The organism is Brevibacterium sp. CSND-B09, from assembly GCF_052906525.1.
Genome location: NZ_JBREGI010000001.1, coordinates 486,939 through 510,088 on the forward strand (window position 1 = coordinate 486,939; position 23,150 = coordinate 510,088).

Consider the following 23,150-nt stretch of genomic DNA (forward strand, 5'->3'; position numbering starts at 1 on the left):
CCACCGAGTGAGACTCACCCGAGACCAGACCTCACAGCAGTGTGAGACCCACCGAGAAGCAAGGAGCCCACGTGTTGGAAACCAGCGAACGCGGACGCGAGTATCAGGAGCGTCTGAACGCCTTCATGGACGAATTCGTCTACCCGGCCGAGCCGGTCTACGCCGAGCAGATGGCCGCGGCGGCCAGCCCCCACACACAGCCGCAGATCCTCGAAGACCTCAAAGCCGAAGCGAAGAAGCAGGGCCTGTGGAACCTCTTCCACCCGCACCCGGAATGGGGACCCGGGCTGACGAACCTCGAATACGCTCCATTGGCCGAGATCACCGGGCGCAGCCTGGAGATCGCCCCCGAAGCGATCAACTGCAATGCACCGGACACCGGCAATATGGAGGTCTTCACGGTCTTCGGCACGGATGAGCACAAGGAGAAGTACCTGGGGCCCCTGCTCGAGGGTGAGATCGCTTCGGCCTTCGCCATGACCGAGCCGGCCGTGGCCAGCTCCGATGCGACGAACGTCGAGATGAGCATGGAGCGCACCGACGACGGATTCGTGCTCAACGGCCGCAAGTGGTTTGCGTCGAACGCGATGCACCCGAACTGCCGGGTGCTCATCGTCATGGGCAAGACCGATCCCACCGCCGAGGTGCACCGTCAGCAGTCGATGCTCGTCGTGCCGATCGATGCCGCCGGAGTCACCGTGGTGCGCAACCTGCCCGTATACGGCTACGCCGACCGGGAGGGCCATGCCGAGATCATCTTCGAGAACGTGCTCGTGCCGTTCAAGGACATTCTCAAGGGCGAGGGCGAAGGCTTCGCCATCAGTCAGGCGCGACTGGGCCCGGGCCGCATCCACCACTGCATGCGTGCCATCGGAGCCGCCGAGCGCGCGCTCGAACTCATGGTCAAGCGCGCAGAATCTCGCGTGACTTTCGGTGAGAAGCTGTCGAACCGGGCGAACATCCAAGACTGGATCGCCGAGTCCCGGATCGAGATCGATCAGGCTCGGTTGCTGACCCTGCACGCCGCGGACATGATGGACAAGTACGGCAACAAGGTGGCGAAGAACGAGATCGCTGAGATCAAGGTCGTCGCACCGACGATGGCGCTGAAGGTCATCGATCGGGCGGTTCAGGTCCACGGCGGCGGCGGAGTCACCGAGGACTTCCCACTGGCCCGGATGTGGGCGCATATGCGCACCCTGCGTCTGGCCGATGGACCGGATGAAGTGCACAAGCGCTCCATCGCCCGCAATGAGATCAGGAAATACCGCGGCTGAGGTCGGCTCTTCCGCGATACAGTGAGACCCCACCGGGCCCGCAGCAGTGTGCACGGGTCCGGCACCGCCTGCGAAAGGATGTTCAATGACGAACAATTGGTTTGAGGATCGCCCATGGATCACCACTTTGGGCGATCTCGCTCAGGAGCCCTATGTGCTGCCGGATTCCACGCCCTTGGCCGACCTGGCTGCAACAGTCGACGCCCGTGGCGACGAGGAAGGCATCAACTACTACGGATTCACCCTGACCTGGGCGGAGTTCGACCGGTGGTCGACAGCTTTCGCTGCTTTCCTCTCGGCCCACGGGATCAAGTCCGGCGACCGTGTCGGCATCTATGATCAGAACACCCCCGCGTTCGTGATCTCCACCTATGGGGTCTGGAAAGCCGGAGGCACCGTCGTCCCCCTCAACCCCATGTACCGCGGCGAGCTCGAGCACATCTTCGCCGACTCCGAGGTCAAGGGACTCATCGTCTCTCAGGCTGCCTATCTCGACCGGGTCAAGGACTATACCTCGGACCTGCCGCTGGTTGTGCTCAGTGATGACCGGAGCTTCCAGACGGATGGCCCTGATGCGATCTATGCGATGTTCGACAAGCTGCCGCGCTTCGAGGACCTGCCGCCGGCCGAAGGACGTTTTGCGTTCGCAGAGGCGGTGGAGGACAACCTCGATACCGACTTCACCCCGTACTCCCCTGCTCCGTCGGACCTCGGTCTCATCGCCTACACGTCCGGCACCTCGGGACGGTCGAAGGGAGCGGCAGCGACTCATGCGAATATCTCGAGCAACTCGCGCTACTGCCTGCGCAACCCGATCCTGGGTCCCGGCGACGGCTACGTCTCACTGGCTCCCCTGTTCCACATCACCGGATTCATCTGCCAGTTCCTTGCGGCCGTGGCCGGTGGTGCCCGGCTCATCCTGAACTATCGTTTCGAACCCGGTTCGCTCATCGCTCTATGTGATCGGCAGAAGCCTGCGTACATGGCCGGCCCGGCCACGATATATACGGCGATGATGGCGCACCCCGACTTCAGCGCCGAGAAGTTCGCATCCTTCAAATCCCTCATGTCCGGCGGTGCACCGCTGCCGGAAGGACTGGTCAACAAATTCGAAGAGCGTGCCGATATCTATGTCGGTCAGGGCTACGGCCTGTCGGAGACCTGCGCCCAGGTCGCCACCGTGCCGCATGGATTCCAAGCCCCGGTCGACCCGGACAGCGGGAACCTCGCCTGCGGTCTGCCGCAGCCTGATGTGATGATCCGCATCCTCGATGACCACGGTCAGCCCATGGGCCCCGGGGAGGTCGGAGAGGTTGCGATCTCCGGACCGCAGGTGGTCTCCAGTTACCTCAACAACCCGCAGGCCACCGCGGAGCAGATCCCCAACGGCGAGCTGCACACCGGCGATGTCGGGTTCATGAATGAAGACGGGTGGCTGTTCATCGTCGACCGGAAGAAGGACATGATCAATGCCTCCGGCTTCAAGGTCTGGCCGCGGGAAGTCGAGGATGTGCTCTACATGCACCCGGCCATCCAGGAGGCAGCTGTCGTGGGCATCCCCGATGACTACCGCGGCGAGGATGTGTCGGCTTTCGTCACGCTGCAGCCCGGCACCGAGGCGACCGCTGAGGAGATCATGTCATTCTGCCGGCAGAAGCTCGCTTCCTATAAGGCTCCGCACCAGGTGACGTTCATCGATCAGCTGCCGAAGACGAGTTCCGGTAAGATCCTGCGACGGACCATCCGCGCCGATGCCGTCGAAGCCGCGCAGGCGGCGAAGCGGGCGGCCGCTCCCGCCGACTGAAGGCAGCTGCCTCGAGTCGCGAACGGTCCGTGCCGGATTCTGAGCAGAATTCGACACGGATCGTCCGCAACTCGATCATTCGGGTCACGTCAGCGTCCGTCAGGGGACGCGCGATGCCGGATACTTGTCTGCCTCGCTGATAATCTCCGGAGTCTGTTCGTCGTCCTCGACAATGCCTGCCATCTCCCATCGGCCGTGGACCGGGCAATATTGGAAGCGATACGCACCGAAGCGGATGGATTTGAATGACACCAGCGGAATCCAGCGAGTGCGGTAGTACCCGCCGCCGGAGCAGCGGACGATGACTTCATCGGCATAGGTCTTCTCGCTCATGACCCCCAGGTTAACGCATGCTTCCTTGTCGACGCCGAGACTGGACGCCGAGGTTCAGCCCAGGCTGACGGTTTCGGCGCCGCCGATGGAGGCGAAGCGGTCGGGCTGACAGGTGAGCAGAATGACCTGAGCCGTGCGGCCGACATTGCCGAGGATGACGTTGAGGGCGGCCAGGCGCTGCTCATCGGAGAAGCCGAAGGCATCGTCGAGGATGACCGGTGCTCCGGCTTCCGCATCGACGAGGGTGGCGACGGCGAGTCGGCCGATGAGCGCCAACTGTTCCTTCGTCCCACCCGAGAGCGCGTCGAAGGCCACGGTGCGTCCGTCGAGCGTGCGGGAGACGATTTCGAGGTTCTCGGAGATCTCCACCGACAGTCCCTGACCGAAGATCACCCGACCCAGCTTCTCGATCGCCTCCTTGAACGGGGCGACGTACCTCCGCTGAGCCTCTTCCTTGTGTGCGAGCACGGTGTCGCGCAGCAGTCGGATCGCATTTGCCTGCCGCTGCATGCGAGCCTGCTTCGACCGAATGGATTCCACGTTCTGCTCTGCAGCTTTGAGCTTGTCGTAGATGCCCTCGGCCGCACGGTCATCGATGAGAGCCGCGAGCTGATCGACCTCCTGCCGGTCCTTCTCCTGCTGCTTCTGTTTGCTGTCGACGAGCTGGAGAGCGTTCTGCAGTCGCATCTCGAGAGTCTCCGGATCGGCGGCCTCGTATGCGGAGCGTGCGGCAGCGGCTTCGTCCTCAGCCTGTGTCAGTGTCGCCGTGGCAGCGGTCAGTGCTTCGTCGAGGGACTCATCGGAGTTCGCTTCCCTGTCCGTGCTCAGGCGGGTGCTGAGGTTCTGCAGCGTCGTCGCCGCCTGTTCGCGCGTCGACTGTGCACGCACGGCTGCCACACGTGCCTCATCCCGGTCGGTGCGAATGCGTTCGAGCGTGGTTCTGGCCGTCTCGACTTGTGCGGTCGCATCGTCGACGGCTGCTGACGTCGATTCGACTCGTGCTTCGAGGTCGTCGATCGATGCGGCGGTTCCGCTCGTATCAGCGGGGTCCCCCGCCACGTGTTCGGCTCGGGTGAGCGCGGCATCGAGTCCGTCGCGGTCGTCGTCGCCGATGAGCACCCGCAGAGTCGATGAGGCTTCGGCCAGCACGGCCTCGGCATCGGTGCGCACCTCGCAGCGTTCGCTTGCCTGTTCTAGGGAGGTCACGCCGAGCCGGTCGAGTTCCGCGTCGAGAAAGGTCTGCGCGGAGTCGAGGGCCCGGTCGAGTTCGGCTGGTGACTGTCCCGGTCGCACAGTGATGTCGACGACGGAGTCGACGAGGATCTGCAGGTCCGAGGTGACGGCGAATTCCTCGGCGGACCCCTTGGGCACATCGGTTCCGTCGATGCTCACGGCGGTATCGCCGAGGCGGCGGGCGACGATCTGTGCGGCGGCCGCGGTCTTCGCGTTCTGCGCAATGCGCAGCTCGGTGAACAGTCCTCCGAGTTTCTCCACGTCTTTCGCGGTCACGGTGATCGACCCGATCGTCGCTTTCGCCTCGGCTGCTCTGCGTTCCTGGTCGCGGATGTCGGCCAGCCTCTTCCGCAGAGTGTCGACCTCTCTGCGTGCGCGGGCCCGAGCGAGATCGGCGGCTGCGGTCTTCGCTTCATCCTGAGCGGTGAGGAGTGCGGCCTGTTTGGCCTCGAGGCCCTTCTGCGCCTCGGCGAGAGACGAGTCCTCTTCCTGCTGTGCGGTCGTGACCGTCTTGAGTGCATCGTCGGCAGTCTTCACCGACTCTTCGGCCGCGGTGACCTCGGTGATGAGTGCCTGACGTCGGTCTCGCGCCTCCTCGGCACGCTGACGTTCTCTCTGTGCGACGCCCGCGCGTTCGAGAGCTCGATCGAGTTCGGTCTTGAGCCCGGACACGGACTGCACAGCCTGTTCAGCCTCTTCGCGTTCGGTCACGGCCGATGCCAGCTGAGTACGCCCATTCGTCAGCCGCTCGGCTGCTCGAGCATGCCGGTCGACGAGCCCGTCCATATCGGCGCTGCGAGCCTTCAGTTCACGATGCTGCTCTTCGGCGCCGGGGAGTTCTTCGGTGAGCCTTCGCAGCTCACCCGTCTCCTTGCCCTTTGCCGTGAAGAACCTCAGGAATTCGGTTTCGACTCTTTCGAGGAAGGCATCGTGGTCAGCCGGTTCCTTCCCGGCCTCGCCCAGAGCACCGTGCAGTGCCTTGATCTCGGCCAGGGAAGCCTGGTCGAGGCTCCGGCCCTGAGCGACGTCGAGAGCGTCGAGCAGGTCGACATCGACGGTTTCGTCGAGGATCGCCAAGAACCGCTCATGTGCTTCGCTGCCGCTGAGCTGTTGGGGGACAGGGTTGAGAATGCTCAGCTCGGTGAAGGGCTGTTTGATCCAGCGTTTGCGGTATCGGAGTTCGTAGTCCCCGGTGCTCAGGTGCAGTTCGACTTGCGGACCGACGTCGGAACCGACCGGTTGGGTGTCTTTGACGCTGGCCTTGCGGGAGCTGTCCTTGTCCTCGCGCAGCTGCGTGATGGCCTGATGGATCGAGGACTTCCCGACCTCGTTCGGGCCTTCGACGATCGTCACCCCGGAGCTGAAGTCGACGGTGGCGTCGCTGATCGCGCGGTAGTCGATGAGGCGGATGGAATGGAGTCTCATGAGCCGCTCCTGGCGAATCGGTAGAGCAGACCGAGTGCGTCTTGGGCCGTGACTGCTGAGTCGTCGTCTGCGGTGGCACGTGCGGAGAGTTCGTCAAGAGTCTCCTGCAGGTATCCGCTCAGTCCGAGATCGGCGAAGTCGTCGTCCGCAGCGACGACGGCCAGGTCCATGTGACGCTCCCAGAGTGAGACGAGCGCGAACAGGTCGGAGAAGTGGTCGAGCTGTTCGTCGAGTCGGGCCTTCGCCGCCGTCGGCAGAGTGCCGCGCAGGATCAGCCACACCGCCGTGCGGTCCTTGTCGGGAACGGCATTCATCCGCTCTTCGAAATCGGCGACATCCTCGGCGGAGTTGAGGTCGGCTTCGATGACTGTGAATGCCCATGTGCCGACGTGGACCTTCTCGACCTCGGCCCGGTGGGTGTCGGCATCGATGTCGACGAGGAGCACGTTGCCCGGATCGGTCTCCCGCCGAGAGGTCACTTCCGGTGCTCCCGGATACCAGATGCGGTCGGCGACCTCGAAGGTCGCGTGCCGGTCGCCGAGCGCGACGAACTGGGCCTGGTCGTCGCGCAGCAGTGCCTGCAGATGGTCGGTGTCGATGGTAGCCAGCGATTCCCGATCCGGGTCGAGGACGCTCACGGCTCCGTGGCCGGCGATGATCCGGATATCACCGGCAGCCACCTCGGCGAGGTCTTTCGTCGCTGTGGCGACGAGATCCCCTTGAGGATGTTTGGAAGACCAGGGGGCGCCGATGATCTCGACCCCGGAAACGACGGTGAACGGGTCGCTGCCGCGCAGGACATGCACATGCGAGGGCACCCGTGAGGAGAAGGCCGGGGAGTCATAGATCGATGCGGCGTCCAAGGGGTCATGGTTGCCGGGAAGCAGCACGACCGGCACGGTGAAAGCGTTGAGGACTTCGAAAGTCCGGGCGATGATCGCGCGGTCGAGCTGGTTGGTTTCGAACACGTCCCCGCAGACGAGGACGAACTCCGCGCCCGTCTCGGCGGCGAGCGCTCCGATGCGGGCAACGGCGTCGAGGCGGGCGCGGTGGAACCTGGGCCGGGCCTCGTCGCTGAGGTAGTGCGCGGTCATGCCGAGCTGCCAGTCCCCCGTGGCGATGAATCTCATCTGCTCCTCCTCAATCGGTCCCATCCTACGGTCGCAGGCCCACACTATCGGCAGGCACTGACGCGGGTGTTCTGCACCACACAGATACCCTCAACCGCTGACTTAGGTTAGGCTAAACATTTGTGAATGCGATTGCACTGACTGCCACCGGCCTCAATCTGGGCTACGACCGCACCGAGGTCGTCCATGACGTGAGCCTGACGATCGTCCCCGGACGGGTCACCGCCCTGCTCGGACCCAATGGGTCGGGCAAGTCCACCGTCCTGCGCTCACTGGCCCGGCTGCACCCGATCACCTCGGGCGACGTCGTCATCACCGAGGCCGACGCAGACACTCCATCAAGCACTCTGACGGCCAGAGAGTTCGCCCGGTTCGTCACCCTGCTGTCCCAGTCGCGCCCGCACCCGTCGGGCCTCAGTGTCCGTGAGATCGTCACCTTCGGCCGCCATCCGCACCGTAAGCGCTTCGCCGGGCTCACCGACGTCGATCGCGCTGCCATCGATCGCGGCCTCTCCCTCACCGGCACCATGGCGATGGCCGACCGTCCGGTCGACCAGCTCTCCGGCGGCGAGCTCCAACGCGTCTGGTTGGCGACCTGTCTGGCCCAGGACACCGGAGTCCTCCTGCTCGACGAACCGACGAACCATCTCGACCTGCGCTACCAGTCGGAGATCCTCGACCTCATGCGCGAACTCGCCGACGACCACTCCATCGCCGTCGGCGTCGTCCTCCATGACCTCGAACATGCCGCCACCGTCGCCGATCACGTGGTCCTGCTCGAACAGGGCCGCATCCGCTCGGTCGGCACCTGCGAAGACGTCTTCACCGCCGAGACGCTGAGCGAGGTCTACGGGCTGCCCATCTCGACCCGGATCGATGCCGACACCGGCCTGGTCCGGGTCGAAGCCCTCCACCGACGGACTCGTCGCCCGGCCGCAGCTCTCTGAGCACCCCACCGCACCTTCTGACAGTCACACCCAGAAATCGCACCACCTCATCTCCGATCGCCGATCGGTTCACAGAAAGAACACCATGACCAGAACACCTCTGTCACGCACCTCGTTCGCCGCCTTCGCCTCGGCAACGGCGGTCTGCGCACTGGCCCTGACCGGGTGCGGCACCACCGATACCGACGCCCCTGCTGATGCGAAGGGACAGACCTCCGCATCGTGCGCGGACGACTCGAGCACCACCTCGGCGGATCCGGTGACCGTCACCGACGACACCGGCCACGAGATCGAACTGGACAAGCCGGCGGCGAAGGTCGTCTCTCTCGAATGGCAGTACACCGAGGATCTTCTCTCGCTCTGCGTCGATCCCGCCGCCGTCGCCGATGCGAAGGGCTTCACCGCCTGGGACACGGCAGAGAAGCTGCCCGACTCCACCACCGACGTCGGCACTCGCCAGGAACCCAACGTCGAATCGATCCTGTCGGCCGATCCGGATCTCGTCATCATCGAAACGACGAACCGCAAGGACAAGATCGTCGGTCAGCTCGAGAAGCAGGGAATCCCTGTGATGGCAATGGCCGGCGCCGACGGCAAGGATCCCGTCAAGTACATGAAGGACACGTTCACCACCGTCGCCGAGGCGACCGGTCGCACCGAGCGCGCCGACACCGTGCTCGGCGATTTCGATGCGAAGCTCGAAGAATCGAAGAAGGCCATCGCCGAGGCGGACCCGGCCACCACCGAATTCGTCTACTTCGACGGCTGGGTCAACGGTTCGAATGTGGCGCTGCGTCCCTTCGGCCAGGGTTCACTCATCGGCGAACTCGGCGAGGAACTGGGCCTGAAGAACGCGTGGACCGGTGAGGTCGACCCCGCGTACGGACTCGGCCAGACCGATATCGAAGGCATCTCGAAGGTCGGTGACGCGAACTTCTTCTACACCGGGACCGAGGACCCTGAGTCCGAGGACTATGTGGAGCTGCTGAAGAAGAACGACATCTGGGCGAACATCCCCGCAGTGAAGGACGACCGCACCACGGCCTTCCCGGCAGGCATTTGGACCTTCGGCGGACCCAAGTCGTCCGAGCAGGCCCTCGACGCCTACGTCGACGCACTGACCAAGTAGACCGTGGCCTCTCCCCTGACCCGTCCGAACACCTCCCAGCAGACGGCTGCGGCACCGGAACCGACCATGGTTCCGGTCCGCGGCCGCGGAATCGTCGGTGCCCTGTCGACCGCCGCCGCACTGCTCGGCCTCATTGCCGTCCTCGTCATCGCCTCCGCCTGGCATATCACGCAGGGCACCTCGGGCATCGGCATCAGGGAACTGTTCACGGCCGTGACCGGCACGCTCTCCCCCGCCGAGGATGGCCCCAGTGCCCGTGACATCCTCCTCGGATCCCGGCTGCCGCGCGTGGGGGCGGGCATCCTCGTCGGCCTCGCCTTGGGTGTGGCCGGCGCCCTGTTCCAATCGCTGGCGCGCAACCCCTTGGCATCGCCGGACACGCTGGCGGTCACCGGCGGTGCGTACTTCGCCGTCACCGTGGTCACTGCCTTCGGCATTGCGATTCCGATCTGGGCCTCGGGAGGGGTCGCCTTCCTCGGCGGCCTGCTTGCCGCAGCCCTGGTCCTCGGCCTGGCCGGAGGCGCAGGAGCCTCGACGACTCGGCTCGTGCTGGCGGGCACGGCCACGGCGATGGCGCTGCAGGCGGCGACATCGACTCTGCTCATCCTCTTCGCCGAAGAGACGACAAGCCTCTTCTCCTGGGGTTCCGGCACTCTCAATCAGCTCGATGGCACCGCGGCCCTGCGCAGCATTCCCGTCATCGCCGTCATCGCCGGCGGTGCGATCCTGCTGTCGAGGCGTCTGGACCTGCTCGGTCTCGGCGACGACGCCGCCTCGGTGCTCGGGGTTCCGGTCAGGTCGACGCGGGCCATCGGGATCCTCCTCGCCGTCATGCTCACCGCCACTGCGGTGACCCTGGCCGGTCCGATCGGCTTCGTCGGCCTCTGCGCCCCGGTCATCGCCCGGCTCCTCGCCCGCGTCGTTCCGAGCCTCGGCCGTCATGCCGTGCTCTTTCCGACCGCCGGTCTCATCGGTGCGATCATCGTCATCGTCGCCGATGCCCTGCTGCGCGCGATCGTCGGCGCCACCGAGGCGATCACCCTCCCGTCGGGAGTGACGACGACTGTGCTCGGGGCGATCGTGCTCGTTCTTCTGGCGCGATCGATGCGCACGGCATCACCGGCCGCGGCCACCTCGGCGGCGAACTCGGCTGTGGTAGGTCCGCGACGGGCCGGCTTCGTCATCGGCATCGGCGTCGTGGTCCTCATCCTCGTCGCCGTGATCGGTCTGCTCACCGGGGAACGGTTCTACCTCCTCGGCGATGTGCTGCTGTGGTTCCAAGACCGGGCGGCACCCGTCATCGACTTCGCCTTCGACTCACGAGCGCCCAGGGTCACCGCTGCCCTGGCCGCCGGTGCCGCGCTGGGACTCTCCGGCACCCTTGTCCAGGCCAGTGCACGCAACCCCCTGGCCGAACCCGGCCTGCTCGGCATCACGGGTGGAGCCGGGCTGGGTGCCGTCTTCGTCGTCACCCTCATCCCCGGCGCCGGGGTCGGTCTCGTCTCCGGGGTCGGCATCGTGGGGGCCCTGGTCGCCTTCGCCATCGTCTACGGGCTCTCGTGGCGCGGCGGAATGAATACCGATCGTCTCGTCCTCATCGGCATCGGTCTGTGGTTCGGGTTCACCGCGCTGACCACACTGTTCCTCGTCCGCGCGAATCCCTGGGACACGCCTGCCCTCTTCACGTGGCTGTCCGGATCGACGTACGGAAGGGCGTGGGCGGATATCGCACCGGTCGCCCTCGCCCTGCTCCTCGCCGTACCGCTGGCGTTCGTGTGGACGCGCGAGCTCGACCTGCTCGCCCTTGATGATGACACCCCACGACTGGTCGGGGTTCCGCGTGAACCGGTGCGTCTGGCGGTGCTCATCACTGCCGCCGTGCTCGCTGCGGTGAGCGTATCGGCTGTCGGCGTCGTCGGATTCATCGGCCTCGTCGCCCCGCACGCTGCGCGCGCTCTGGTCGGCGCCCGTCATATCCGGGCCGTGCCCACGGCGATGCTGCTCGGTGCCGTGGGCCTTGTCGTCGCCGACGCCGTGGGGCGCACGGTCATCGCTCCGGCGCAGATACCGGCCGGTCTCATCGTCGCCCTCATCGGCGCCCCGTACTTCGTCTACCTGCTGGCACGCACCCGCGCCTGACATTGCGTGAGACTCGCAAGGTCCCGCGCTGCTCCTCGCCTGCCCGGTCGCCTTGCAATTCGATGTGCACTCTCCAGCCGATCCGAGTAACGATCAGCAGATGAAAGGTCGCCGCCGAGTCACGATGGCATTCGGCGGCGACCTGTGTATCGTTCGGTTGTCAGATGATTCCCGTCGGCACCAGCAGAGCCCACGCAAGAAGCGGGGCGATGAGGACGACGAACCCGGCGTAGATCATGAGGTCGCGCCAGATTGTTTTGGCTTCGCCGCCCTGTGTGTTGGCAATGATGAGCGCACCGTCTGTCGAGAACGGAGAGACATCGACGATCGTCGCCGATACCGCGAGCGCCGACATGACGGCTGTCGCGCTGAGGGCACTCTGCTCGAGCAGAGGGATGGACATCGGAATCAGGGCGGTGAGCAGCGCAGTCGAGGATGCGAAGGCAGAACTCACTCCGATGACGTAGCAGAGGACGATCGCGACGATGAGTGGAGCACCAATTGCCACCGCCATCTTCGAGAGCGAATCGATGACGCCGGCGTGGGTGAGCAGGCTGACATAGACGATCATGCCCGACACCAGAAGGACGGTCGACCACGAGATTCCTGAGACGAGGTTCTCGGAGCTCTTCAAGGAGGTGAACGCCAGCACGAGTCCGCACGCCAGTCCGAGGAAGCCGATCGGCAGCTCGAATCCGACCGCGCCGACAACCATGACGACGATGAGGCCTATGGTCAGCCACACCTGACGAGTCATCGGCGATGTCGCTGTGCGCACCTCGGTCTCTACTGCGACTGCCGTTCCAGAACCGCTTCCCTGCCGAGGCATCCTACCGTCAGAGTCGGGCCCTTTGCTTCCCACACCGGAGTCTCCATGAGCTCCCCAACTCTCAAGGTTGTCCGGGTCGGGCACTGTACGCAGTCGCCCGAGGGCCTTCATCACGACGACAGTGAGAATAGTGACCAACAAGTTGATGACATAGGCTGCGAGGAAGAGAGCCCCGCCGTTGATCTCGAAGCCATTGGCCTCGGCAATGTCACGAACAATGTTTCCGGACACGGAGATCGGTGAGAACCCACCGGCGTGTGCGCCGTTGATGACCATCGCTCCCATGACTACTCCGCTGTAGCCGGTCGAGGCACAGAAGCCCATGGCTGCCGGTGCCAGCAGAGCAACTGCGGCGGGAGAGAATGTGCCCATCGCTGTCAGCAGCGAGGAGACGACGAAGAAGATCCACGGCACGATATTGATACGACCCCGGACTGCGCGGATAGCCAGATCCACGAGGACCCTAATGGTCCCGTTCTTCTGGGCGATGCTGAAGAAGAAAGTCACGCCGACGATCGTCAGCACGATGCTCGCGGGAAACTCCTCAAGGATCTCCTTGTCATCCATGCCGAAAACGAAGGTGCCGAAGACGAAAGCCCCGACGAGGCCCATGATCCCGATATTGATGGGCCATTTGGTGGCGGCGATGAACATCACCACCAGCACCACGAGCATGAGTATCTGAACTAGGGACATGGGTGTTCCTCCAACTTCATTGTCAGCTGATCTTCCTTGAAAAGATTCAGGTATTCCTAGGGACGGTCGTTCATGAGACCAGGGGCAGATCTATGTCTGCGTGGGCAATCCGCCGCGCCACCCGTCTGACTCCGAGACGAGCGACTTGCCCCGACCCGGTGAGCTGAACTCGACAGACGATGACTCCGACGGGGGTGCCGATTCGGATAGCCACCTCGTCGTCGGCGTCGGTGTGCTGAAGAGCCCGCTTGTCGATGACGTCATTGACAAGACTTCCTTCCACGAATGAAGCCCGTGCCAGGGCGATCGCCGAAGTGATTCCGATTGCGGGATGCAGATCGAACATCGAAACCATCCGCGCAGAGATGTCGTAGTCTCCGGCGGAGATCCTCTCTCCGGAGATGCTGGTGTAGTCGGACGGCGGCGCGATGAGGCCCACCTTGGGTACGGCGGGGCTCGGCTCCTCGCCTTCGGCGCTCAGTCCCATTGACCTCGATGCGGCCGATCGAATCTCGACGAGCTCATTGAGTCTCAGACGGATCTCCGCGGTCGGCTCGGCCCCGGACAGTCCGAGCTCAGCGGCACTGACGAAGCAAGCCGGAGCACCGGCGTCGATGCAGCTGACGGTGATCGAAACTCCGTCGCAACTCACCTCGGTGGCTGCCTCTCCGGTCGGCAGCAGCTCGCCGGTTGAAGCACCGTCGACGTTTTCGAAGAAGACGTTGACCGGAATGCCCGGCATCGAGCTTCCCGGTATCGTTTCGGAGCCGTTCGATGGAATCTTCTTTCCGGGTGTAGCTACATGAGCGACCACGACGGAACGCGTATTCTCATTCACCATCCTCACCGGAGTGACTTCGCCGCCAGGTCGGACCAATCCGTTCTGGACCGCGTAGAGCGCGACAGCCGAAGCGCAATTGCCGCAGTTCGACGTGAACTCGACCGCCGACCGGCCGATTCCGACCTGCGCGAACAGGTAGCTGACGTCGATGCCGGGGATCGCCGACGGCGAAATGACGGCAGCCTTGGAGGTCGTCGAGGAAGCCCCACCGACTCCGTTGAGCTGACGGTCATCTCCCGACCCGAAGGCCGCAGACAAGGCTTGCGCGATCCCAGCTCTGTCCGCCGGCATCTCGTCATTGGCGAACAACCAGCACTTGGACGTTCCGCCTCTGTACCACTGTCCGTGGAGCTGACTTTCCACTCGCTTCTCCTTGGTCCATCGCCGCTGTCTGCGACGACGAACATCAAGTTTTCACATCGTCTAGTTAAGTTCAATCAACACTTGGTAACCTCTCTATAAGCTACGCTTAAACTATGAGTTCAGCGCCCTACAACGTCGACCGCCTCCTCCTGCTGCTTCTCGTCTTTCGGACAGGCAGCCTCTCCGCCGCCGCCGATGAACTCGCGTTATCGACCTCGGCTGTGTCGCAGCAGATCAGCAAACTGGAACGCGAAGTAGGCCTTCCGCTTGTCGTCCGTCACCCGAAGGGCATGCGCCTGACAGATGCCGGAGTCAAGCTCTCGTCTTATGCGGCGACCATCGACAATGCGCTCACGGCCGCAAGGAACGACATGTCCGCGTTTGCTCAGCTCGACCGAGGCGAAGTTCGGATTGCCACATTTCCGACCTTCGCCGCGTCGGTGATGCCGAAGATCCTTCAGCATTTCCATGAACTGCATCCAGACCTCGATGTGACGGTCAAGAGTTACCGTCTCGACCGCATCCAAGAGGCGCTCGAACGCCGCGAAGTCGATCTCGCGACAGTGTGGGACTACCCCTGGGCGCCGATCGACGACCAGATCCCCGTGACGACGACGCTGCTCAAAGAGCCCACGATGCTGCTTCTGCCATCAACTCACGCCTTGGCACGACGCAGAGTCGTGGAGCTCAAAGAGGTGGCGGACAATCCATGGATCACTCGCTCTTCCCACCCCGTGGCCTCGGTGCTCGGACGGATATGCAGTGATGCCGGGTTCGCGCCGCGCATCGTCTTCGAGGCCAATGACTACCAAGAGCTTCTGGGCATGGTCGCCGCCGGACTGGGGGTGGCCATCGCCCCTCGCCTTGCAGTCCATTTTCATAGCCCCGACGTGAAGGTCGTCTCCATCAGAGGAAATCCAGCGCCGAGACGCATCGTCCTTTCCCAACTGCCCGAACGAGTGCCATCACCGGCCGTGCTGTCTCTGGTTCGCGCATTCCGCAAGATCGCCAGCGCGAAGGAATGGCGGACCTAGCAGCTCCCTCCGACTCCAGGACCGAGCTTCCTCACAAGCGACGGCCTCAACGATGTACGCACTTTCGCTTCAGCCCCCGATTGCCCACGCGGCCGCGTGCTCGCGGATGAAATCACGCAGGCGCTCGACGACGCGGCCGGGCCGGCGTACAGCCGAACACAGCGCGATCTCACGCACGTATTCGGCCCCGTCCAGAGCCACCTCGGTGATTCCGTCGACCGGACGCACTGCGGGCGGGATCAATGCCACGCCCATTCCACGACCGACGAATTCGCGGATCGTCGAGAACTCTGTGACCTCGATCTTCACCTCCGGATCGAATCCGCTGGTCTGACACCAACGGTCGGTCAGCACCCGGAGGTTGTAACTCGCAGGGGTGGCGATGAATTCCTCGTCTGCCAGCCGATCCAGGGTGATGCTGCGGACACCTGCCAGCGGGTGCACATCGGGCAGCGCCGCGATGATCGTCTGTCGTGCGAGCACCTCGTGGCTGACCTCGGGCGGCGGCGGAATGATGATCGCCAGATCGAGAGTGCCCCGCTGCAGATCAGCGACGAGCTCGGCACCGTGGGCCTGTTTGAGATCGAGGCGGATGCCAGGATGAGCCCGGTTGAAAGCCGCGAGCAGGTCGGGCACCTCACCGGCGCCCATCGTCAGCGGAAATCCGAACCGAATCGTGCCGTGCTCGGGATCGGCCACCTCGGCGAGATCGGCTAGCGCCGCATCGATCTCCGTCAGCGGGGCACGCACCGCAGCCACGAGATCCAGCGCTGCCGTCGTCAGACCGATGGCGCGTCCGCGCGGAACGGTCAATGGCACCCCGAGGTGGCTTTCGAGGGCGCGGATACGTCGGCTCATCGTGGATTGGGGTATGCCGAGGGCGGCGGCGGCCTCGGTCAGATGCCCGTCCTGATCGGCCAGCTCGACGAGTTCCCGCAGCGCCGTCAGCGGCGCCGCGCGGGACTCGGATGATCGTTCCATATTCGGATCATACAGTTCCGATCGCGCATTGGACGGATGATTCATGGGGGCGCATGGTGAGAATATGACTGCGAACCCCAAGCACACCGACCAGCTGCCCGATGCCGATGTCGTCCTCATCGGCGCGGGCATCATGTCCGCGACTCTCGGTTCGATGCTGACTCTGCTCGATCCCGATCTGCGGATCCTCGTTCTGGAGAAGGCCGAAGACATCGCCGGAGAGAGCAGCGACCCGTGGAACAATGCCGGCACCGGGCATTCGGGGTACTGCGAACTCAACTACATGCCTGACCCCGCCGATGGCGCGAAACCGGCAGAGATCGCCGGACAATTCCACCTCACCCGCCAATGGTGGGCCCATCTCGTCCGACTCGGGCTCCTCGACCCAGCGGAATTCATCCACTCGGCCCCACACATGAACCTCGTCTTCGGGGACACGGACGTCACCTACCTGCGTCGACGCGTTGACACCCTGAAAGCCGACCCGCTGTTCTCCGCAATGGAGTACACAGAGGATCCGGACACTATCGCCCGGTGGGCTCCCCTGACGATGGAGGGACGAGCCGACAGCGACGAGCCCATGGCGGCGGCCCGTCACCCTCGCGGCACCGATGTCGATTTCGGCGCTCTGACTTCGGCACTGCTGAGCATCGGGTCCACCGAGGTGCGAGCGGGTCACACAGTGACCGGGCTCGAATCGCGCACATCGGGCTGGACGGTCAGCGGATCGACACCGGCGGGACCGTTCGCCGTGCACGCGAAGACCGTGTTCGTCGGGGCCGGCGGCTTCGCGCTGCGACTCCTGCAGAAAGCCAGGATCCCCGAAGTCCGCGGCTACGCCGTCCTGCCGGTCGGGGCCGCTTTCTACCGGTGTTCGACCCCGTCGGTCGTCTCCCGCCATGATGCGAAGGTCTATGGTCAGGCCGATGTGGGCGCCCCGCCGATGTCGGTGCCGCATCTGGACCGCAGAGTCGTCGACGGCAAGGAGCATCTGCTATTCGGCCCCTACGCGACCTTCAGCACGAAGCTGCTCAAGCACGGTCGCCTCTCCGACTTCTTCACGACGGTGCGGCCTGACAACCTGCATGTCATCGCGGCCGCCGGTCTGCAGAACCTCAGTCTCGTGTCGTTCCTCGTCAAGGAGCTCGCCGCCAGCCCGTCCCGGAAATTCGCGCAGCTGCGACGCTATCTGCCCCTGGCCCGACGCAATGAGTGGGCCCTGTTGCCGGCCGGGCAGAGGGCCCAGCTGGTCAAACCGGATCGGCAGAAGATCGGCGTCCTGCAGCAGGGCACCGAACTCGTCGTCTCCGCCGACGGCTCGATCGCGGGTCTGCTCGGGGCCTCCCCCGGAGCATCGACGGCGGTGCCGATCATGGTCGATCTGCTCAAGCAGGCCTTCCCCGCCCAATGGCACGACAGCTGGGGGTCCCAGATCGCCGAGGCGGTCCCCGACCTCGATCGCACCGACTGGACCGCCGAGGCGGTCGCTCGTTCCCACGCCACGACCGATGGAGCGCTCGGCCTGTCCCCGGTCAACTTCGCGTGACCCGCGCGGACTTCCGCTGCGCGTACTCGGCCAGCGGACGGCGAGGCAATCGCCTGTCGACATAAGCCGCAGATCAGAGACCTCATTCCACTGCTTGTGCCGTTGGCGGAAGTGCACAGTGGAAATCCGACAGCTTTGTGGCAGGTTGAATTGCATGGGAGGGCTTTCGACTCTAATGTGACTCACAACACTTACTGTTAGGGAGATCACACATGAGGCGTCTGACCCGCAATTTCGTCGCAATCTGCTCCACTCTCGCACTGACCGCCGGACTCGCCGCCTGCGGCAGCGGCTCCGACGAAGCCGGCGGCGCCGGCGACACGATCGTGGCCGAGACCGCCTTCAACCTCAAGACGATCGACCCGCATCGACAATTCGAGTTCACCGGTTCGACGATCGACAGCGCCATCTACCAGACGGCGCTCGAATTCGAGGACGGTGACCTCACCAAGCCCACCGATGGCCTCTGCTCATTCGAAATGTCCGAGGACAGCAAGGAGATGACGCTGACCCTCAAAGACGAGGATGCGAAATTCTCCAACGGCGATCCCGTCACCGCCGACGACATCGTCTTCTCCTTCGAACGCCTTCAGGGCATCAAGGGCAACCCCTCGTTCTTCCTCGACGGGGTCAAGGTGAAGAAGGTCGACGACAAGACGGTCACGCTTACCAGCGCAGAGCCCAACCCTGCACTGCCCTACATCCTCCCCAACTCCTCGATCGGCATCGTCAATTCGAAGGTGGTCAAGGAGAACGAGGGAACCACAGATGAGAAGGACGGCGCCGAACAGTTCCTCAATGAGAACTCACAGGGCTCGGGACCGTACAAGGTGGAGAAGTACGACGCCGACAGCCAGGTCGTGCTGACCGCGAACGAGCATTACAACGGTCCGGAACCGAAGTACAAGCGAGTGGTCCTGCGCAATGTCTCCGCAGAGACGCAGCTGACCGACATCCAGTCGGGCCAGGCGCAGGTCGCCTACGACCTCAACGCCGATCAGGCGAAGCAGATCGATGAGTCGATGGGCAAGATCTCCAGCCTGCCCTCGACTCGCAGCCTCTACATCTTCAACAACGCCGATGAGAAGATCGGCGGCCCCGCAGCGGACCCGAACTTCCGCAAGGCCGTCATGGCAGCGATCGACTACGACAAACTCATCGACCTCGCAGGGAAGGGATCCCAGCGCATGGCCAGTCTCGTGCCGAACGAGTTCGTCGGTGCCGTCCCGAAGGACGAGGCTCCTGAACGCGACCTCGAGAAGGCGAAGAAGCTGCTGAAGGAGGCTGGCTACGACGGAGAGAAGGTCCCCTTCCACTATTCGAGTGATCAGGCCGTCAATGGAGTCGACCTCGCACAGCTCGCCGAAACCCTGCAGGCGCAGCTGAAGGAGGCCGGCATCAACCTCGATCTCAAACCTGCTCCGAGCTCGACTCAGCTCGACGGCTTCCGCTCTGCCAAACAGCCGATGGGCATCGGAACCTGGGGCGCGGACTTCCCCGATCCGACGAACTACAACGTCTTCATTCCCGGCGGCGACGTTGCCGATCGCGTGAACTGGAGCGAGGACCCGAAGCTGAAGAAGCTTGCGGACGAAGCTGCCAAGGCGAAGGGTGATGCGCGCGATGCCGCCTACGCGAAGCTGTTCAAGGCGACCACCGACACCGCGGTGTGGATCCCGCTCGTCCAGCCGGTCAGCACCGTCGCCGTCGGTTCGAGCATTGAGAAGTTCGTCTCCAACGCCGACATCTCGTTCGACTTCGCAAAGGCAGAGTGAGGATGGCGGAAGCCACCACAGCGCCGCACGATACTGATGTCGCGTCCGCTTCTGGTGAGGCGGACGCGGCGCAGCGAGTCAGACCACCGAAGCTCCACCCACTGCTCCGGTTCATCCTCATCCGGATCGGGATTTCGCTCATTCTGATCTGGGGCGTGACCGTGGTGACGTTCCTGCTCACCAACCTCGTGCCCACCGATCCGGTCGCCGCCATCCTCGGTGACCGGGCCGCGGCAGATCCCGAGATCGTCGCGCAGACACGGGAGAAGCTCGGACTCGACCAACCGCTCCTCGTCCAGTACTTCACGTATCTGGGAAATCTGCTGCAGGGAGATCTGGGTGTCTCCAATCAGACCCGCACACCCGTGCTCGCCTCGATCGGACAGGTCTTCCCCGCATCGATCGAGCTTGGCATCGGAGCGATTCTCATCTCAGTGATCCTCGGACTGCTGCTCGGTCTGCTCAGTGCTCTCAAACAGAACAGTCTCGTCGACCACGCCATCCGCACCCTCAGCCTCATCGGCATCTCGGCACCGACTTTCTGGATCGCCACCGTCGCCTACTTCGTCTTCTTCTTCAGACTTCGAGTCGTCCCCGGCGCCGGTCGGCTCGACCCCTGGATCACCCCACCGCCGAAAGTGACCGGCCTCTACACGCTCGACTCGCTCTTGGCGGGTCAGATGGCGACTTTCGCCAATGCGCTGGGCCACCTCATTCTGCCGTCGTGCGTTCTCGCCCTCTTCACCATCGGCCTGCTCACACGTTTCAGCCGTTCGAGCGTCCTCGACATCATCAGGCTCGACTACGTCACCGCCGCCAAGGCGAAAGGGCTGCCGGCTCGGACAGTGGTCTTCAAATACATCTTCCGCGGCGCGCTGGTCCCGATCATCACCGTCGTCGGTCTGGCTTTCGGCTCCCTGCTCTCCGGAGCTGTGCTGACTGAGACCGTCTTCGCCTGGAACGGACTCGGCCAATATGCCTACCGGGGAGCGACAACGCTCGACCTGCCCGTCATCATGGGCGTCGGCCTCGTCATCGGCATCGTCTATATCCTCGTGAACTTCATCGTCGACCTGATCTACGGCTTCGTGGATCCGAGAGTGAGGGTGAGATGAGCATCGGCACCCCGAAACAGCCCGCCAATGCCCCCATCACCGAGGCGGCCCGCCGCGATCCCGTCGACCCCGGACTCAAAAGGTGGCAGATCCGCTTCCCGAAAGCCCTGCGCACTCCGCTGGGGATCGTGGGCGCTGGAATCCTCGTGCTCTGGCTGATCGCAGCGATCTTCGCACCGCTGCTGGCGCCGTTCGATGCTCTGGCGCAGAACTTTCCGAGGCTCTCGGCTCCCAACGGGGAGAATCTGCTCGGTACCGACACACTGGGCCGAGACGTGCTTTCCCGCATCCTCGTTGCTGCCCGCACCACCTTGCCCGCCGCGGTGTTCGTCGTCACCTGCTCTGCGCTGCTCGGCTCGGTCCTCGGGGCCATTGCCGGATACTTCGGTCGAGCCGTCGACGAGATCATCATGCGCATCGCCGATCTGGTGTTCGCCTTCCCCACGATCATCCTCGCCATGGTCATCGCAGCCGCCCTCGGTCCGGGCTTGAAGAACGCGATAATCGCGATCCTGCTCGTCTCCTGGCCGTCCTACGCGCGTGTCACCAGATCGCTGGTGATGACAGCGCGGGGCAGTGAGTACGTCATCGCCGGACGCCTGCTCGGATTCAGCGCGGGCAGATCACTGGCCCGCGAAATCGCACCGAACGTCATCTCTCCCGTCGTCGTGCTCGCCACCCTCGATGTCGGTTCGGCGATCCTCACCATGGCAGGACTGTCGTTTCTGTCTCTCGGTGCCGTTCCGCCGACCCCCGATTGGGGCGCAATGATCAGCGAAGGCGTCTCTCAGTTCGCTGCCTGGTGGATCGCCTTCTTCCCCGGCCTCTGCATCCTCACCATCGTCATGGCGTTCAACTTCATCGGCGACAGTCTGCGCGACACCCTCGATCCCCATACCGCCCAGGAAGTCGGTGAGACGACCTCATGAGCATGATCAGCATCAGAGACCTCAACCTGTCGGTCACTGCAGGCAAGAAGACCACTCATATCCTCAAAGACGTCTCGTTCGACCTCGAAGCAGGTCGCATCACCGGTGTCGCAGGTGCGTCTGGATCCGGCAAGACCCAGACCGGTCTGGCCGTCATGGGGCTCTCGCCCGCGGGCGCGGAACTGAGCGGAAGCATCGATTTCGACGGAGTCGAACTGGTGGGAATGCCCGCCAAGCAGCACAACCGCCTGCGCGGAGTGCAGCTGTCGATGGTCTTTCAGGATCCGGCCTCGGCGTTCCATCCCATGCTCACGGTCGGCGACCAGATCACCGACCACCTTCGACACCACCAGAAAGTGTCGAAGAAAGACGCCCTGGCCAAAGCCGTCGAGATCCTCGGCCGAACCAGGGTGCCGCACCCGAAGGAGGCGGTGAAGAAGTACCCGCACCAGTTCTCCGGCGGACAGCTGCAGCGAATCGCTTTCGCCTCGGCGATCATCTGCGATCCGAAGGTGCTCATCGCCGACGAACCGACCACAGCACTCGATGTCACCGTGCAGGCAGGCATCCTTCGGCTGCTGCGTGAACTCTGCGACGATCTCGACCTCGCCGTGCTGCTGGTCACCCACGACTTCGGAGTGCTCTCCTCGGTCGCGGACACCATCGTGGTCATGAAGAACGGCGTCGTCGTCGAAACCGGTGAACGGGAGGCGGTCATCACTGCTCCTCAACACGAATACACGCGTTCGCTCATCGAATCGCTGCCAGGAGCGGAGGTCTCCCCATGACATCGATCGACCAGGCCCCGGCCGCCGCCACCGCTCACTCCCCCGCAGCAGGGGCTCCGCTCCTGGAACTCGATTCCGTGGCATGCGAATACAAACTCGACGGCGGCGGCCGCTTCCGAGCCGTTAACGGAGTGTCTCTGCAACTGGGTCGTTCGGAGGTGCTCGGGCTCGTCGGCGAATCCGGCTGCGGCAAATCGACGCTGGCCAAACTCATCTGCGGGTTGGAGAAGCCGGCAGACGGCACCGTCACCTTCGACGGTCATCCGGTCAGAGCGCTCGGGCTGAAGAAGAGAGCGAAGGAACTGCTCGGCATTCAGATGGTCTTCCAGAACCCCTACGCGTCGCTCAATCCGCGCAGGCGGATCCGCGACCAGCTCGACGATGCGCTGGCCCTCAATCCTGACGGCGGTTGGACCGTCGAATCGCTGTTGGACGCCGTCGACCTGCCTGCCGACTCCGCACAGCGCTATTCGCATTCGTTCTCCGGCGGACAGAGGCAGCGCATCGCCATCGCTCGTGCCCTGGCGGCGGGTCCGAAAGTGCTCGTCGGTGATGAACCCATCGCCTCTCTCGATGCGTTCCTCCAAGCGCGGATCGCTCGGATGATGCGCGACCTCGCCATCGACTCCGGTGCCTCGATGATCTTCATCAGCCACGATCTCTCGGTCGTTCGCGATATCGCAGACAGGGTCGCAGTGATGGAAGCCGGACGCATCGTCGAAGTCGCCCCGACCGACCAGATCTGGAACGATCCGCAGCACCCGTATACGAAGAAGCTCCTGGCCGCGATTCCCCAGGTCGACGGCAAGGGAATCATCCCCGGCGGCGACTGATCT

At 64.0% G+C, this 23,150-nt stretch carries 18 protein-coding genes; 12 read left to right on the plus strand and 6 right to left on the minus strand.

Features of this window, described 5'->3' with window-relative positions; all coding sequences use genetic code 11:
- Nucleotides 1–71 precede the first annotated feature (71 nt).
- Nucleotides 72–1,277: an acyl-CoA dehydrogenase family protein gene (locus tag ACU4IU_RS02430; RefSeq protein WP_139469620.1), complete on the plus strand. Its 1,206-nt coding sequence runs from the start codon at nucleotides 72–74 to the stop codon at nucleotides 1,275–1,277.
- An 85-nt stretch (nucleotides 1,278–1,362) separates the two neighbouring features.
- Complete coding sequence (locus ACU4IU_RS02435) at nucleotides 1,363–3,081, plus strand: class I adenylate-forming enzyme family protein (protein ID WP_446655809.1); 1,719 nt, start codon at nucleotides 1,363–1,365, stop codon at nucleotides 3,079–3,081.
- Between the two features lie 99 nt (nucleotides 3,082–3,180).
- Here the strand turns inward: ACU4IU_RS02435 and ACU4IU_RS02440 are convergent, their stop codons facing one another.
- From ACU4IU_RS02440 to ACU4IU_RS02450, 3 genes are read right to left on the minus strand one after another with little or no spacing between them, the layout of a single operon-like run.
- A complete protein-coding gene (locus ACU4IU_RS02440) occupies nucleotides 3,181–3,414 on the minus strand; it encodes a hypothetical protein (RefSeq protein ID WP_446655810.1) in 234 nt (77 codons plus the stop codon).
- 54 nt (nucleotides 3,415–3,468) lie between these two features.
- On the minus strand, nucleotides 3,469–6,072 hold the full coding sequence (locus tag ACU4IU_RS02445; RefSeq protein WP_446655811.1) for an ATP-binding protein: 2,604 nt from the start codon (nucleotides 6,070–6,072) through the stop codon (nucleotides 3,469–3,471).
- The gene (locus ACU4IU_RS02450) at nucleotides 6,069–7,202 is read right to left on the minus strand and encodes a metallophosphoesterase family protein (RefSeq protein ID WP_446655812.1); all 1,134 of its coding nucleotides are present in this window, start codon (nucleotides 7,200–7,202) and stop codon (nucleotides 6,069–6,071) included. The genes ACU4IU_RS02445 and ACU4IU_RS02450 overlap by 4 nt, the downstream gene beginning before the upstream one ends.
- Nucleotides 7,203–7,324: 122 nt before the next feature.
- Here ACU4IU_RS02450 and ACU4IU_RS02455 point away from each other — a divergent pair, with 122 nt between their 5' ends.
- The 3 genes from ACU4IU_RS02455 to ACU4IU_RS02465 all read left to right on the plus strand — a co-directional run bounded on the left by ACU4IU_RS02455 (nucleotide 7,325) and on the right by ACU4IU_RS02465 (nucleotide 11,417).
- On the plus strand, nucleotides 7,325–8,149 hold the full coding sequence (locus tag ACU4IU_RS02455) for an ABC transporter ATP-binding protein (protein WP_139469625.1): 825 nt from the start codon (nucleotides 7,325–7,327) through the stop codon (nucleotides 8,147–8,149).
- A gap of 85 nt (nucleotides 8,150–8,234) precedes the next feature.
- Complete coding sequence (locus ACU4IU_RS02460; RefSeq protein WP_446655813.1) at nucleotides 8,235–9,278, plus strand: ABC transporter substrate-binding protein; 1,044 nt, start codon at nucleotides 8,235–8,237, stop codon at nucleotides 9,276–9,278.
- Nucleotides 9,279–9,281: 3 nt separating this feature from the next.
- Nucleotides 9,282–11,417: an iron ABC transporter permease gene (locus tag ACU4IU_RS02465; RefSeq protein ID WP_446655814.1), complete on the plus strand. Its 2,136-nt coding sequence runs from the start codon at nucleotides 9,282–9,284 to the stop codon at nucleotides 11,415–11,417.
- A 160-nt stretch (nucleotides 11,418–11,577) separates the two neighbouring features.
- Here ACU4IU_RS02465 and ACU4IU_RS02470 read toward each other — a convergent pair whose 3' ends face one another.
- Together ACU4IU_RS02470 and ACU4IU_RS02475 are read right to left on the minus strand one after the other, a co-directional pair.
- Complete coding sequence (locus ACU4IU_RS02470; RefSeq protein WP_139469627.1) at nucleotides 11,578–12,942, minus strand: SLC13 family permease; 1,365 nt, start codon at nucleotides 12,940–12,942, stop codon at nucleotides 11,578–11,580.
- A gap of 70 nt (nucleotides 12,943–13,012) precedes the next feature.
- Complete coding sequence (locus ACU4IU_RS02475) at nucleotides 13,013–14,146, minus strand: PrpF domain-containing protein (RefSeq protein ID WP_139469628.1); 1,134 nt, start codon at nucleotides 14,144–14,146, stop codon at nucleotides 13,013–13,015.
- 113 nt (nucleotides 14,147–14,259) lie between these two features.
- Here ACU4IU_RS02475 and ACU4IU_RS02480 point away from each other — a divergent pair, with 113 nt between their 5' ends.
- Entirely contained in the window at nucleotides 14,260–15,180 is a 921-nt protein-coding gene (locus ACU4IU_RS02480; protein ID WP_139469629.1) for a LysR family transcriptional regulator, read from the plus strand.
- Nucleotides 15,181–15,249: 69 nt separating this feature from the next.
- On the opposite strand, the gene ACU4IU_RS02485 is transcribed toward ACU4IU_RS02480, so the two are convergent.
- Nucleotides 15,250–16,161, minus strand: a complete 912-nt coding sequence (locus tag ACU4IU_RS02485; RefSeq protein WP_139469630.1) for a LysR family transcriptional regulator — start codon at nucleotides 16,159–16,161, stop codon at nucleotides 15,250–15,252.
- 64 nt (nucleotides 16,162–16,225) lie between these two features.
- Here ACU4IU_RS02485 and ACU4IU_RS02490 point away from each other — a divergent pair, with 64 nt between their 5' ends.
- From ACU4IU_RS02490 to ACU4IU_RS02515, 6 genes are all read left to right on the plus strand, one after another.
- Nucleotides 16,226–17,707 (plus strand): malate:quinone oxidoreductase, encoded by a 1,482-nt coding sequence (locus ACU4IU_RS02490; RefSeq protein ID WP_446655815.1) that lies wholly within the window; start codon nucleotides 16,226–16,228, stop codon nucleotides 17,705–17,707.
- Nucleotides 17,708–17,919: 212 nt separating this feature from the next.
- On the plus strand, nucleotides 17,920–19,482 hold the full coding sequence (locus ACU4IU_RS02495; protein WP_139469632.1) for an ABC transporter substrate-binding protein: 1,563 nt from the start codon (nucleotides 17,920–17,922) through the stop codon (nucleotides 19,480–19,482).
- A gap of 2 nt (nucleotides 19,483–19,484) precedes the next feature.
- Nucleotides 19,485–20,597 (plus strand): ABC transporter permease, encoded by a 1,113-nt coding sequence (locus ACU4IU_RS02500; protein ID WP_248284051.1) that lies wholly within the window; start codon nucleotides 19,485–19,487, stop codon nucleotides 20,595–20,597.
- A complete protein-coding gene (locus ACU4IU_RS02505) occupies nucleotides 20,594–21,526 on the plus strand; it encodes an ABC transporter permease (RefSeq protein ID WP_446655816.1) in 933 nt (310 codons plus the stop codon). Before ACU4IU_RS02500 ends, ACU4IU_RS02505 begins: the two co-directional genes overlap by 4 nt.
- Entirely contained in the window at nucleotides 21,523–22,314 is a 792-nt protein-coding gene (locus tag ACU4IU_RS02510; RefSeq protein ID WP_139469634.1) for an ABC transporter ATP-binding protein, read from the plus strand. The genes ACU4IU_RS02505 and ACU4IU_RS02510 overlap by 4 nt, the downstream gene beginning before the upstream one ends.
- On the plus strand, nucleotides 22,311–23,147 hold the full coding sequence (locus ACU4IU_RS02515; protein ID WP_259356565.1) for an ABC transporter ATP-binding protein: 837 nt from the start codon (nucleotides 22,311–22,313) through the stop codon (nucleotides 23,145–23,147). The genes ACU4IU_RS02510 and ACU4IU_RS02515 overlap by 4 nt, the downstream gene beginning before the upstream one ends.
- Nucleotides 23,148–23,150 lie beyond the last annotated feature (3 nt).